The following is a 13,389-nucleotide window of genomic DNA, read 5'->3' as shown; positions in this document are numbered from 1 at the left end:
CCGCCATCTCCAGAAAACAAAGCATTAACATTTTTCACCTCGGCATTCCCCATTTTATTCGCTAAATTCGCAAACCGGAATAATGCACGTTCCTATAATTCGAAAAATCTGATACCGAGATGTTTTTAATATTTGACACCGAAACCACCGGATTACCCAAGAAGTGGAAAGCACCCATCAGCGATTTTGACAACTGGCCCCGCATGGTTCAACTGGCCTGGCAGTGTCACGACATAGAGGGTAATTTCCTGTTTGCTAAAAACCATGTCATTAGTCCTGACGGTTTTGTGGTACCCGAAGACGTGGTAGCGGTACACGGCATCTCAACAGAAATTGCACAGGAGAAGGGTATTCCCCTGAAAGAGGCCTTACTGGACTTTATGGAGGACGTGAAAAATTCGCGTGCCATCATCGGTCATAATGTATCCTTCGACATCAACATTGTGGGTTGCGAGTTGCTTCGCTGCGAGATGGACGAAACAGACCTGACATCAGCAGCGGTAATCGACACCATGACGGGCAGTAAAGAATTTTGCGGACTGAAGCGAAAAGGGCAGCTTAAGAATCCAACGCTCACCGAACTGCACCTGAGCCTATTCGGTGTACCCTTTGCCGAAGCTCATAATGCCGCAGCCGATGTAGAGGCCACTTCACGCTGTTTTCTGGAGCTGCTGCGCGTTGATGGCCTTAGCGCCAAATTGCATAAGCTAAACGACAGCCAGATACAAGCCTTTAAGTCCAATAACCCGAAAACCATTGAGCCGGCAGGTGTCGAGTACGAATCCTTTAAAGTGAATACGGCCTTTGACGAGGTATCCATCGAAGAGGAAGAACGCAAATGGAAGGAAGCACAAAAAAATATTACCCCGCAACCCTTTGTACACCTTCATGTACACTCGCAATATTCCATACTCGACGGGGCGGCTAAAACAGCTGACATAGCGGCTAAAGCTGTAGCTGATGGCATGCCGGCCGTGGCGCTCACTGACCATGGTTCTATGTTTGGCATAAAGGAGTTTCATGTGGCCTGTAGCAAGGCTGGTATCAAGCCTATTATCGGCGTTGAGGCCTACGTGGCAAGGCGCGGACACCTACGAAAGGATGATAAAACAGATGCGGGCGGTCACCACATAATCCTGTTGGCCAAAAACTATAAAGGGTATCAAAACCTACTGAAGATGACCTCCATTGCCCACACACATGGCATGTATTACAAGCCTCGGATCGATAAAGACCTGCTGGAAACGTACAGCGAAGGGGTGATTGTGAGCAGCGCCTGCCTGGGGGGCGAAATAGCCCAAAATATCATGGCCGGTAACATCGAGAAGGCACGCGAAACAATTCTCTGGTACAAAGATGTGTTTGGCGAAGACTATTACCTGGAGATGATGCGGCATCCCAATAACGACCCCCGCCTGCGCACCGATGTGTATGAGAATCAGGTGAGGGTAAACAAGGTAATACGCCGTCTGGCAGCCGAACTGGAGGTACAGGTGATTGCCACCAACGACAGCCACTTCATCAATCCGGAAGATGCCGAGGCTCACGATGTGCTGGTGTGCCTGAGTACCGGGCGCGATTACGACGACCCGACACGAATGCGTTACACCAAGCAGGAATGGTTTAAAACAGCGGCTGAGATGAACGAGCTATTTGCTGATATTCCTGAAGCCTTGGCCAATACAGCGCGCATCGCCGAAAAGGTAGAGACCTTTGACCTGGATGCTAACCCCATTATGCCGCCCTTTGATATACCCGAGGACTTTGGCACCTTAGACTCTTACCGAGAACGCTTTGACGAGGCTTCCCTCATTGAAGAGTTTGGCGATGATCGCTACAAAAAACTTGGTGGCTATGAAAAGGTGCTGCCCATCAAGCTGGAGGCCGACTACCTGGAACACCTCACCTTTGAGGGAGCGGCTAAACGCTATCCGGGCGATCAATTGACGGCTGACAAACGCGAGCGTCTTGAATTTGAGCTGGCTACCATTAAAACAATGGGGTTCCCTGGCTACTTCTTAATTGTGCAGGACTTTATTAACTGGGCCAAAGACAACGGGGTGCTGGTGGGGCCGGGGCGTGGCTCGGCAGCCGGTGCTGCGGTAGCCTATTGTGTGGGCATTACCGATGTGGATCCCATCAAGTACGATTTGCTGTTTGAGCGTTTCCTGAACCCCGACCGTGTATCCATGCCCGATGTTGATATTGATTTTGATGATGACGGACGTCAGGAGGTGCTGGACTATGTAACGCACAAATACGGACAGGAAAAAGTAGCCCACATCTGCACCTTTGGTACAATGGCTACCAAAAGCTCCATCAAAGATGTAGCGCGCGTACTAAGGCTGGAACTGGCCGAGGCCAACCGACTGGCCAAGCTGGTGCCCGAAGCACCTAAGATGAGTTTTAAAAAGGCCTACAAGGAAGAACCTGCCTTGCTGGAAGAAAAAGAATCATCGAACCCCCTTATTGCCAAAACCATTAAATTTGCAGAGGCACTGGAAGGATCCGTTCGCCAGACAGGTGTTCATGCCTGTGGGGTACTCATTGGCAAAAATCCGCTGGATGAGCACGTGCCTGTGATGCCTACCAAAGGAGAGGAACTGCTAACTACCCAATACGATGGTCGCTTTGTTGAAGACATTGGCCTGTTAAAGATGGATTTTCTGGGTCTTAAAACCCTGTCCATCATCAAAGAAGTACTTGGTAACATAAAGTTATCAAAGGGTATTGACGTGGATATCAACAACGTAGATCTGGAGGACGAAACAACCTTTCAGCTCTTTAGCCGCGGCGAAACAACGGCCATCTTCCAGTTTGAGTCGCCCGGCATGAAAAAACACCTGAGAGCACTTAAGCCCAACCGCTTTGAGGACCTGGTGGCCATGAACGCCCTCTACCGCCCGGGTCCTATGGAGTACATCCCCTCGTTTATTGCCCGTAAGCACGGCCGTGAGGAGATCCAGTATGATCACCCTATGATGGAGCCTTACCTGAAAGATACCTACGGCATTACGGTGTATCAGGAGCAGGTGATGCTTCAGTCGCGCGCCCTGGGTGGCTTTACGCGCGGCGACTCCGACTCTCTGCGAAAGGCCATGGGTAAGAAGATTATGGCCATGATGGATAAACTTAAAGCGAAGTTTATCAATGGCTGTTTGAACAGCGAAGAGTTTGTGAATGCCTGTAAAGAGGGCAAGACATCGATTGCCAAGCCTGAAGATCTGATCGAGAAGATTTGGAAAGACTGGGAAGCATTTGCCAGTTATGCCTTTAACAAATCGCACTCGGTATGTTATGCTTACATCGCCTACCAAACGGGCTACCTAAAGGCACACTACCCTGCCGAATTTATGGCCGGTGTATTAAGCCGCAACCTCAGCGACATCACCAAGATTACCAACTTCATGGAAGAGTGCAGGAACATGGGGATGGATGTTTTGGGTCCTGATGTAAATGAATCGTACCGTAAATTTACCGTGAACAAAGATGGCGCTATTCGCTTTGGCATGGCCGGTATCAAAGGCGTGGGCGAAGGCGCCGTAGAAGCCATTATTCAGGAGCGAGAAAAGAACGGCCACTTCAAAAGTGTGTATGATTTTGTGGAACGTCTGCCGCTGACAACGGTGAATAAGAAAAACATTGAAGCACTGGCCTATTCGGGTGCCTTCGATACCATGGGTAACTATCACCGGGCGCAGTTTTTTGGCAAGCACCAGAACGATGAAATGAACTTCATCGAGCACCTGATACGCTATGGAAACCGCTATCAGGCCGATAAAGCCTCTATGCAGAATTCACTCTTTGGTGCCTTAGGAGATGACATAGCCATTAAAACACCCGATGTGCCCAACTGTGTGGAGTATTCCATCATTGAAAAACTCAACCATGAGAAGGAGTATATTGGCATCTACCTGTCGGCCCATCCGCTGGATCAATATAAACTGGAGATGAATCACTTTATTCATCACCGACTAAAGCAGCTGGACGATCTGGAGAGCCTCAGGGGTCGTGATCTGACACTGGCAGGCAGCGTGGTGAATGTGCGTCGCGGGACAACCAAGAAGGGTAACCCATATGCCATCATGACCATGGAGGATTACACCGGGTCGTACGAATTTGCATTTTTTGGCAACGACTTCTCTGAATACATGCCCTACCTGGAGATAGGCTATTTTATTATGGTGAAAGGGCGTGTTCAGCCTAAACGCTTCAATCAGGAAGAGCTGGAACTAAAAATCAGCAACATTAAGTTTTTGAGCGAATTGCGCGACACCATGGTAAATACCGTTATACTGAGGGTACCACTCAACGCCATCTCGCCTGAGCTAATCACTGAACTTTCGAATATCCTTCAAAGCAACGAAGGTAAGGTAACCCTTAAGTTCCTGGTGCAAGACCCAGAAACAAAAAATACGGTGCCATTTCTGTCGCGCAGTATGCGCGTTGATTTGAATGACGACCTTATTAAATACATTGATGAACATCAGGATATAGAAATGAGCATAGCATGATGAGAATCAGTTATCGTTCTTATTTCGTTCTATTTAAAAAATGTGTATTTTTGAACATGCCGGAGATATTTTATATACCTTTGGCAATCTCTTTTAAATTAAGAAGTTAAAATTTTGTAATAATAAAGTAAAACAGATTTGCTATGTTAATCGAAGTTACTGATGCCAATTTTGAAGAAACAGTATTAAAATCAGACAAACCAGTATTGGTTGATTTTTGGGCTGAATGGTGCGGACCATGCCGAATGGTAACCCCTATTGTAAAAGAACTGGCTGAAGAATATGGCGATAAAGCCGTTATCACTAAAATGGATGTTGACAGTAATCCGGGTACTTCTGTAAAGTTTGGTATTCGTAACATCCCAACAATCTTATTCTTTAAAAATGGTGAGGTTGTTGACAAGCAGGTAGGTGCCGTTCCAAAAACTATTCTGGCATCGAAATTAGATGCATTAATGTAGTATTTGCATACAAGACTGAAAGGCTGTCAATAATACAATATTGACAGCCTTTTTTTTTAACTTACCCCTAAATATATTCATGATGAAACAGATAATCATTGCCTTACTGGCAATATTTACGCTTACTGACTGTCAGTTCTTCACCGACAAACAGGAAACGGCGAAAAAAGAAACCACCAGCAAAGACGGCACTTTTATTAAAAAACGCCATTTCTATGACGATCCTGGCGCTCCGGTACAGTGGGAAATCAGTATGAAATATAAGGAAGGCAGCGAGTCTGCCATCCGTCACGGACTGGCCAAACGCTATAGCAAAAGTGGTAAACTGTTAGAAACGATTAATTATGCGGATAACAAAAAAGACGGCATGCGCATCGCTTACCACTCCACCGGCAAAATTTTTAAGGAACAGCCCTATAAAAACGGACGGCTGCATGGCATCTGTAAGCGCTACGACCGACAGGGTAAGCTAACGGCTGAGTACGAATACAAAGACGGACTGCCAGGCGTTGGACTCAAGCGCTACACTAACCTGGGCAAACTACGTCCCAATCCCGCCATTAACATCCGCAAAACGGATAATATCCGTGTTGACGGCACTTATCGCCTCTCCATTTCACTTTCCGGCGAAGGCATTCAGCGTATCAGTGGGCTGGAGTTTTTCGAAGGACAACTGATCGAGGGCAAGTACTTTCATAAAAACCTGAGCCCCTTGAGAAAAGTATCTGCCACAAAAGCCGAACTGAGCATCAAACTGCCCAAGGGTAGCCATATTAATAAAACACTGAACATTGTGGCCAAATGCAAAACAGCGGAGGGACTACTCATACTGCAAAAACCAGTAACAATCGACGCACGAGGTATATAAATGCGCAAGGACACGGCTATGAAGCAAAAGTGAATATTAACCTAAACTCATAGAGCCTAACCGTTGTCTTTATCTTTTCTTTTCAAAAGCCAATCAACGATTTAGCAGTCGTTAACGAGGCTACTGGCATATCAAAAATACCAAGAATCCCGAGATGAGCTATAGCAGCGTATTATGCCGTCATACTTATTTACTTCGGCATTTAGAATCTTCTATTTTCTTAATCTTTCATCTATGGACTCAAGACCATTTAAAACCTCACTGAATCCTTTCTTTAGATAACTATTATTACTCCCAAAAGAGTTCCAATAATAAGTTAAATTATATCCAAATATCTTATATTTTAATTCTCATCATAGGTACGTAGTTTTCCCTTTATCCCAGTAATCGCGAGCCATCGCCGAGCTAAAAATCTTATTATCGAGCAGTTAATTGAAGTGATAAATCTAATGCATCCGCTACTAATAACAGATTTGAAATCCTAACGTCTTCCCCATTTTCAATTCTTGAAATATATGTTCGTTTTTTACCCACAGCTTCAGCCAGCTTCTCTTGACTCATCTGTAGCTCTTTTCTTCGATTTCTTATAATCTCACCAAAATAATATGAATAAGCTTCTTCTCGGAATTTTTCACGACTTTCCGACCCTTCCTTACCATAGCGTTCTGCTAATAATTCTTTTGCTTTCATCGTTTTCATTATTCCTTACTCTTTAAATATTCTTCTAATAGTTTTTCAGCTTCTTTGATAGCTTTCGTATAATCCTTATTCGATTTTTTAATGAATCCGTTCAAACAAACTACCTTCTGACATTCAGCAAAATTTAAATGATCAATTGCAAAAATTAATACTCTGTATTGATTTCCAGTCTTAATTCTTAATTCATAAAACTTTGTATTCTGTAATTTCTTTACAAAGTTGGCATTTATAACTTTTACTTCGCCCATAATTTCGATAAGTTGAAAAAACTTGTCCGAAACTCGTTTCCCTTGCCTATCGATGAATAATAAACAATCTTCGGTAATGTCAACTTCTCTCATATTACAAATGTAACGAATTCGTTACATATAGAAAAGTTATTTTGCTGTAAGTTCTTCTATATTATGGTTGTTCTGAATATAAACTAACTACATAGTATTACCTCCCTCCAGGATCACACCATCCATCCGCACTAACCAAGTTCCATAAAAAAAGATTGTCTCAAAAGCTATAAGCACCGAGACAATCTTTTTTAATATCCTTTCCGGGGTTACACTTTTCTTAGCCCATAATCATGCCCACAATGGTGGCTGACATAAGTGAGGCCAGGGTACCGGCGAGCAGAGCACGAAATCCAAAACGCGACAAAAACTCACGCTTATTGGGGGCCAAACCGCCGATTCCGCCAATCTGAATGCCGATGGAGGCAAAGTTGGCAAAGCCACATAGCATATAAGTACCCATAATTATTGATTTACTATCGGTTAAAACGCCAGACGATTTAAACTCGGCAAGACTGGTGTAACCAACAAACTCACTGGCGATAATTTTTTCACCCAGCAACTGCCCCACCAATGTTATATCCTGGGTGGGCACGCCGATAAGCCACATAATGGGTGCGAGGCCATAACCCAGGATAAACTCCAGATTAAAATGCTGATACTGCCCATTGGACCATTCGGCAACCAGACCATTAAGCGTTGTCCATTGCCCCAGCTTCTCAAAGCCAAAATTAATAAGGGCGATAAAGGCGAAAAAAACCAACAACATAGCACCTACGTTAGCCGCCAGCTTCAGGCCTTCAGTGGTACCATTACTCATGGCATCAAGTATGTTACTTCCAATTTTATCCAGCGATATCTTAATCTCCGATACAATCTCCTCAGTCTGCGGCACCAGCACTTTCGATATCACGATAGCACCGGGCGCCGCCATCACAGATGCCGTCAGCAAGTGCTTGGCAAACATAAGCCGCTGAACAGGATCATCACCGCCTAAAAAACCAATATAGGCCGCTAACACACCTCCGGCCACGGTGGCCATACCGCCTACCATTACCAGGAACATTTCCGAGGCATTCATCTTTGGCAAATAAGCCTTAATCATCAAGGGCGCTTCCGTTTGTCCCAGAAAGATATTACCGGCTATGGAAAGACTTTCGGCTCCTGATAACTTCAAAGTGCGGGTGAGCATCCAGGCCAGCGCCCACACAATTTTCTGAATCACCCCCAAATAAAACAGCACACTCGTCAGGGCAGAGAAAAAGATGATGGTGGGCAATATCTGAAAAGCAAAAATATAACCGTAGGTGGAGCTGTCGAGCAGGCCGCCCAGCAAAAATTCTGTTCCCACTTTTGTAAAGTCGAGTACCAGGGTAAATAGCTTGCCAAAAAACTCAAAAATACTCTGTACGAATGGCACATACAAAACGCAAATTGCTAATAATACTTGCATGCCCAGGCCCAGGCCCACAACTTTCCATGATATGGCTTTACGATTGAGGCTGAACAACCAGGCGATACCAATTAATACCGCCATCCCCATCAGTCCCCGCAATATGCCCATAAAATCGAAAGTGGCGGCAGTGCTTACATCAACAGCCTGCGCCGAGGCTTCGGGGTGCACAAACACCTGAAACATAAGAATACTGGCCAATGCCAGAAGAAACTTCTTCATAGAGTTAAGGATTTTTTAAAAACGAACTTGAATATTTATTAGCTGAGGGATCTTACTATTTTTTTTCACGTCGATTTATCTCGTCCCGAATTTTTGAGGCGGTCTCATAATCTTCGGCCTGGATGGCCGCTTGTAGCATATCTTTTAGCTCGGCAATCGTTTTGGTCTTATAGGGTGTCGCACTGCTGCTACTCTCACCGGGTTCGTTGGATGAGACGGGGCCTTCTTCTTCTTTCTTATCGAAATCCAGCACAATACCTGCCTTTTCAATGATGTCCTCGTAGGTGTAGATAGGGCATCCAAAACGCAGGGCCAGTGCCACCGCATCGGAGGTGCGCGAATCGATGTGCAGCTGTTCGTTGCCATGACGACACACCAGCTCGGAGTAAAAAATACCCTCTTCGAGCTTGTAAACCACTACTTCGATAATTTCGATATGAAAGGACTTGGAAAAATTCAGAAACAAATCATGTGTGAGAGGGCGTGGCGGCTCTAGGCCTTCGAGCTTAATGGCAATGGACTGTGCCTCCACTCCACCAATGATAATCGGGATACGTCGCTCACCATCCTCTTCGGCCAAAACCAGTGCGTAGGCTCCAGACTGGGTTTGACTATATGATAAACCAAGAATATTTAACTTGATTTTCTTTCTACTCATAATCGTGTTTTAGCTCGTACTCCTCACAACAACACCACAGTGCCTCAATGAGTGAGTTGGTGTAACTTATGTGTTGAAACAAATATAGTAATTACTTTTTAACATTTGGACTTTATACTTTTTTTAAAAGGTGTTACCCTTTACTAAAAGCACTTAAAAAACTAATTTACAGCCTCAAGTAGTATTTTTATTTGTGTTGAAAAGTAATTTTATATACTTTTGCACTCCATTGAATCCTGTGGGGTAGAAAAAGAGGCTTTAGAAAGCAGCCCACCTCCTGGAGCAAACCATTAATAGTTGGTGACATGTACGCAATTGTTGACATTGCTGGACAGCAATTTAAAGTTGAGAAAGACAGAAAAATCTTTGTGCATCGATTGAGTGCCGATGAAGGTGCTACAGTTGAATTTGAAAAAGTACTTTTAACAGACAACGCAGGTGACGTTAAAATTGGTGCCCCTGTTGTAGAAGGAGCGAAAGTAACTGCAAAAGTTCTATCACACGTAAAAGGTGATAAAGTAATCGTTTTCAAGAAGAAAAGAAGAAAAGGTTACAAGAAGAAGAACGGACATCGTCAGTGCTTCACGCAAATTCAAATTGAAGAAATCGTAGGTTAAAAACTCAAAAAATTAGAATAAGATGGCACATAAGAAAGGCGTCGGTAGTTCGAAGAACGGTAGAGAGTCGGAAAGTAAACGACTCGGCGTAAAAATTTATGGCGGTCAGGCTGCCAAAGCTGGAAACATCCTTGTTAGACAACGAGGTACACAGCACCACCCAGGCGATAACGTAGGTATGGGTAAAGACCACACTTTGTTTGCTTTGGTAAACGGTACTGTTGCTTTCCGCAAGAAGAGAAACAACAAATCTTATGTTTCAGTAGTACCATTCACTGCTGAATAAGATTCTTGAAAATCGAATTAAATCTCCTGTTTTTATTACTTTCGTGATAATTTCAGGAGATTTTTTTTACTCGCTAATAATACCGCAATATGTTGACCTTAAAATTCATTCAGGATAATAAAGAGCTGGTCGTTGAACGGCTGAAAATCAAAAACTTCGATGCTACAGCAATCGTTGATTCCATCATCGAACTCGACAACCAAAGAAAAGCAACCCAGGTAGAGGCGGAAGCCTTACAGCAGGAAATGAACACGCTTTCCAAGGAAATAGGAATGCTGTTCAAATCAGGTAAAGCACAGGAGGCCAATGAGGCCAAAGCACGCACCGGCGAACTGAAGGATAAAATAAAAGAACGCAACACTACCCTGGAAGGCATTACCGCACAACTGAATGAACACCTGGTGTCATTACCCAACGTACCCAATGAAATAGTACCCCCAGGCAAAGGCGAGGAAGACAACGTAGAGATTAAGCGGGGAGGCGACATGCCGCAACTGACGGTGAACGAGCCCCACTGGGACTTGATTAAAAAATATGACCTGATTGATTTTGAACTGGGTACCAAAATAACAGGCGCCGGCTTCCCGGTATATAAAGGCAAGGGAGCCCGTTTACAAAGAGCACTTATTAACTTCTTCCTCGATGAAGGTATGAAGGCGGGTTACAACGAAGTGATACCTCCTTTGGTAGTTAATGAAGATTCGGGCTTTGGGACCGGCCAGCTGCCCGATAAAGAGGGGCAGATGTACCACGTAACTGCCGATAACCTGTACCTAATACCTACGGCTGAGGTACCCGTTACCAACATCTTCCGCGATGTGATACTGAAAGCTTCAGAAATGCCGGTTAAGCACTGTGCCTATTCTGCCTGCTTCCGCCGCGAAGCCGGATCGTGGGGTGCACACGTAAGAGGTCTCAACCGATTGCATCAGTTTGATAAGGTGGAGATTGTACAGGTGGCACACCCAAAAGAATCGTATGAGATACTGGATAAGATGGTGGCACATGTGCAGTCGCTGGTTGAAAAGCTGGAGCTTCCATGGCGTATCCTGCGCCTTTGCGGTGGCGACTTAAGCTTTACATCGGCTTTAACCTATGACTTTGAGGTGTATTCAGCCGCTCAGGAGCGCTGGCTGGAGGTAAGCTCGGTATCCAACTTTGAAAGCTATCAGGCTAACCGCTTGAAGCTACGTTACAAGGAAGAAGGTGAGAAAAAAGCACAACTGGCACACACCCTCAATGGAAGTGCCCTGGCGCTACCCCGCATTGTAGCGGCACTGCTGGAAAACAACCAAACACCGGAAGGCATTAAAATACCCGAGGTATTGGTTCCCTATTGCGGATTTGATATTATCAAATAGTCAAAAAAGATATAAGGCAGAAGTATTTTTAACAACTTCTGCCTTCTGCCTATTTTTGACGTACAAACGATTTAATTATGTACATATTTAATACCACTTTTATGATCAGTGATAGCCTGATTAATGAGTGGAAACAGTGGATGAGCCGCAACTACATACCCACCATGCAAGATTTGGTTAAAGACATACGGGTTGAGCTATATGAAGTAATGGCTGTAGTAGAAGAAGGCAACACCAATTATTCGTGCCAGATGCAGGTGAACAAACCGGCAGACCTGGATACTATCAATAAATACAACGCCATACTAATCAATAACATAAAGGCTGAGTTTGGCGATAAATGCCTTACCTTCAGCTCCATTCTTAATGAGGTAAAGATTGGCTAAGGAACGTATTATATTGGGCATTGACCCGGGAACCACAGTCATGGGCTATGGCATCATCAAAACGGTAGGTAACAAAGCTGAGATGCTGAGCATGGGCGTACTTGAGCTGCATAAATACAACGATCATTACCTGAAACTAAAGAAGATATTTGAGCGCGTTGTTCAACTGGTAGATACCTATCATCCCGATGAGCTGGCTATCGAAGCCCCCTTTTACGGCAAAAACGTACAGTCGATGCTGAAGTTGGGGCGTGCACAGGGCGTTGCCATGGCAGCTGCCCTATCGCGCTCGGTACCCATTTTTGAATATGCCCCGCTTCGCATTAAGCAGGCCATAACGGGTAACGGACGCGCCTCCAAGGAGCAGGTGGCACTGCTGCTGCAAAATATGCTTCACTTAAAGGAGATACCCAAATACCTGGATGCCACCGACGGATTGGCAGCCGCCTATTGCCATTTCTTGCAAAATCAACGCATCAGCAGCAGCTCAGGCAGCAGCAGCTGGAAAGCATTTATCAGCCAAAACCCGGGCAGGGTAAAAAAATAGCTTTCTAAGCCCCCTCACGAACGCCGAACACAGTTTCAATCTGATGCTTATTATCACCACATGATATGACGATCAGGTAGTCGCCTTCCGCAATCACATGATTGTCTGCAGGGTTTTTCAACACCTCATCACCGCTCACCAGGCCAATAAGAATGCCATTCAGCTCTTTCTTCATCTTTACAAAAGCATCGAAATAGGTCATACCCAGATAGGGATTATCCCGGGTAACTTTAAACTGCTGAATATCCTGATCGTCTGGATCAATACTGGTGGTTATGAGATCATCGGTGTACTCGGCTACATGTGGCTCAAACAAATAGGAGGCCACCATCTTTGAAGCCACCTCACTGTGTGAAATAACATGCTTAACCCCGGTGTTAATAAGTGTTTCCTTCAAGTCAGGCGTGCTGCAATTCACAATGATGTTAATATCGGGGTACAAGCGTTTCAGGTTAAGTACGAATACCAAGGTTTGTGTATCGTCTTTAAAATTAACGAACACAGCCTTGCAGCGATGAATATTTACCTTATCCAGTGCTTGTTTATTATGGTAATCGGCAAACATGGCAAAGGCATTTTTGCTTCCATATAGGTCGTTAATAAGTGCCAAATTATTCTTCGAATTGGTGATAAAGGCCACCTTATGCCCTGCTGGAAAAATCTGATCGGCGACCTGGCGTCCAAATTCGTTCCACCCGATAATGATGTAATGATCCTCGAAATCGGTACCAAAAAATCCATTTTTCTTCTTTTCCATATACAAATTGATTCTGCGGGTTAATTCTCCAATAAAATAGCCGATGAGCCCAAGGCTGCCCAGGATAATAAAAAGACCAATAAGCTTACCGGCCGGCGTTACCGGATAAAAATCGCCATACCCCACAGTGGTAAGCGTCACAATAGCATACCAAAGGGCATCGCTCAACGATTTAATATTGGCACCAGCACTACCTCTTTCAACTATCGAAATAAGGTAGATGAGCAGCAGATACACTGCTCCGCCAACAAATAAGCCATATTTATTTTTCATGCTATG

At 44.7% G+C, this 13,389-nt stretch carries 13 protein-coding genes; 8 read left to right on the top strand and 5 right to left on the bottom strand.

What is annotated here, in order from left to right; genetic code table 11:
* Window positions 1-119: 119 nt before the first annotated feature.
* From dnaE to ACRD7A_RS13095, 3 genes are all read left to right on the top strand, one after another.
* Window positions 120-4,514: a DNA polymerase III subunit alpha gene (dnaE, locus tag ACRD7A_RS13105; RefSeq protein WP_430811537.1), complete on the top strand. Its 4,395-nt coding sequence runs from the start codon at window positions 120-122 to the stop codon at window positions 4,512-4,514.
* 143 nt (window positions 4,515-4,657) lie between these two features.
* Window positions 4,658-4,975 carry a thioredoxin gene (gene trxA, locus ACRD7A_RS13100; RefSeq protein ID WP_430811536.1) on the top strand — a complete coding sequence of 106 codons (318 nt, stop codon included), beginning with the start codon at window positions 4,658-4,660 and terminating at the stop codon, window positions 4,973-4,975.
* A 79-nt stretch (window positions 4,976-5,054) separates the two neighbouring features.
* Window positions 5,055-5,843, top strand: coding sequence for a toxin-antitoxin system YwqK family antitoxin (locus tag ACRD7A_RS13095; RefSeq protein ID WP_430811535.1), 789 nt, complete (start codon window positions 5,055-5,057; stop codon window positions 5,841-5,843).
* 417 nt (window positions 5,844-6,260) lie between these two features.
* On the opposite strand, the gene ACRD7A_RS13090 is transcribed toward ACRD7A_RS13095, so the two are convergent.
* The 4 genes from ACRD7A_RS13090 to ACRD7A_RS13075 form a co-directional block, all read right to left on the bottom strand.
* A complete protein-coding gene (locus ACRD7A_RS13090; protein ID WP_430811534.1) occupies window positions 6,261-6,542 on the bottom strand; it encodes a helix-turn-helix domain-containing protein in 282 nt (93 codons plus the stop codon).
* Window positions 6,542-6,883 carry a type II toxin-antitoxin system RelE/ParE family toxin gene (locus tag ACRD7A_RS13085; protein ID WP_430811533.1) on the bottom strand — a complete coding sequence of 114 codons (342 nt, stop codon included), beginning with the start codon at window positions 6,881-6,883 and terminating at the stop codon, window positions 6,542-6,544. Before ACRD7A_RS13085 ends, ACRD7A_RS13090 begins: the two co-directional genes overlap by 1 nt.
* Window positions 6,884-7,103: 220 nt before the next feature.
* Window positions 7,104-8,498, bottom strand: coding sequence for a NupC/NupG family nucleoside CNT transporter (locus tag ACRD7A_RS13080; RefSeq protein WP_430811532.1), 1,395 nt, complete (start codon window positions 8,496-8,498; stop codon window positions 7,104-7,106).
* 55 nt (window positions 8,499-8,553) lie between these two features.
* The gene (locus tag ACRD7A_RS13075) at window positions 8,554-9,156 is read right to left on the bottom strand and encodes a bifunctional nuclease family protein (protein ID WP_430811531.1); all 603 of its coding nucleotides are present in this window, start codon (window positions 9,154-9,156) and stop codon (window positions 8,554-8,556) included.
* A gap of 305 nt (window positions 9,157-9,461) precedes the next feature.
* Between ACRD7A_RS13075 and rplU the strand changes: the two genes are divergently transcribed.
* From rplU to ruvC, 5 genes are all read left to right on the top strand, one after another.
* Window positions 9,462-9,773, top strand: coding sequence for a 50S ribosomal protein L21 (gene rplU, locus ACRD7A_RS13070; protein WP_430811530.1), 312 nt, complete (start codon window positions 9,462-9,464; stop codon window positions 9,771-9,773).
* 22 nt (window positions 9,774-9,795) lie between these two features.
* Window positions 9,796-10,059, top strand: a complete 264-nt coding sequence (rpmA, locus tag ACRD7A_RS13065; protein ID WP_430811529.1) for a 50S ribosomal protein L27 — start codon at window positions 9,796-9,798, stop codon at window positions 10,057-10,059.
* Between the two features lie 89 nt (window positions 10,060-10,148).
* A complete protein-coding gene (gene serS / locus ACRD7A_RS13060) occupies window positions 10,149-11,420 on the top strand; it encodes a serine--tRNA ligase (RefSeq protein ID WP_430811528.1) in 1,272 nt (423 codons plus the stop codon).
* Between the two features lie 77 nt (window positions 11,421-11,497).
* Window positions 11,498-11,806 carry a DUF4286 family protein gene (locus ACRD7A_RS13055; protein WP_430811527.1) on the top strand — a complete coding sequence of 103 codons (309 nt, stop codon included), beginning with the start codon at window positions 11,498-11,500 and terminating at the stop codon, window positions 11,804-11,806.
* Window positions 11,799-12,353, top strand: coding sequence for a crossover junction endodeoxyribonuclease RuvC (gene ruvC / locus ACRD7A_RS13050; protein WP_430811526.1), 555 nt, complete (start codon window positions 11,799-11,801; stop codon window positions 12,351-12,353). The genes ACRD7A_RS13055 and ruvC overlap by 8 nt, the downstream gene beginning before the upstream one ends.
* A gap of 4 nt (window positions 12,354-12,357) precedes the next feature.
* On the opposite strand, the gene ACRD7A_RS13045 is transcribed toward ruvC, so the two are convergent.
* Window positions 12,358-13,383: a potassium channel family protein gene (locus tag ACRD7A_RS13045; RefSeq protein WP_430811525.1), complete on the bottom strand. Its 1,026-nt coding sequence runs from the start codon at window positions 13,381-13,383 to the stop codon at window positions 12,358-12,360.
* Window positions 13,384-13,389 lie beyond the last annotated feature (6 nt).

The organism is Carboxylicivirga longa, from assembly GCF_050589825.1.
In the GTDB taxonomy this organism is placed as follows: Bacteria; Bacteroidota; Bacteroidia; order Bacteroidales; family Marinilabiliaceae; genus Carboxylicivirga; species Carboxylicivirga longa.
The sequence above is the reverse complement of the archived record's forward strand: the minus strand, read 5'-3'. Positions and strand labels throughout refer to the sequence as shown.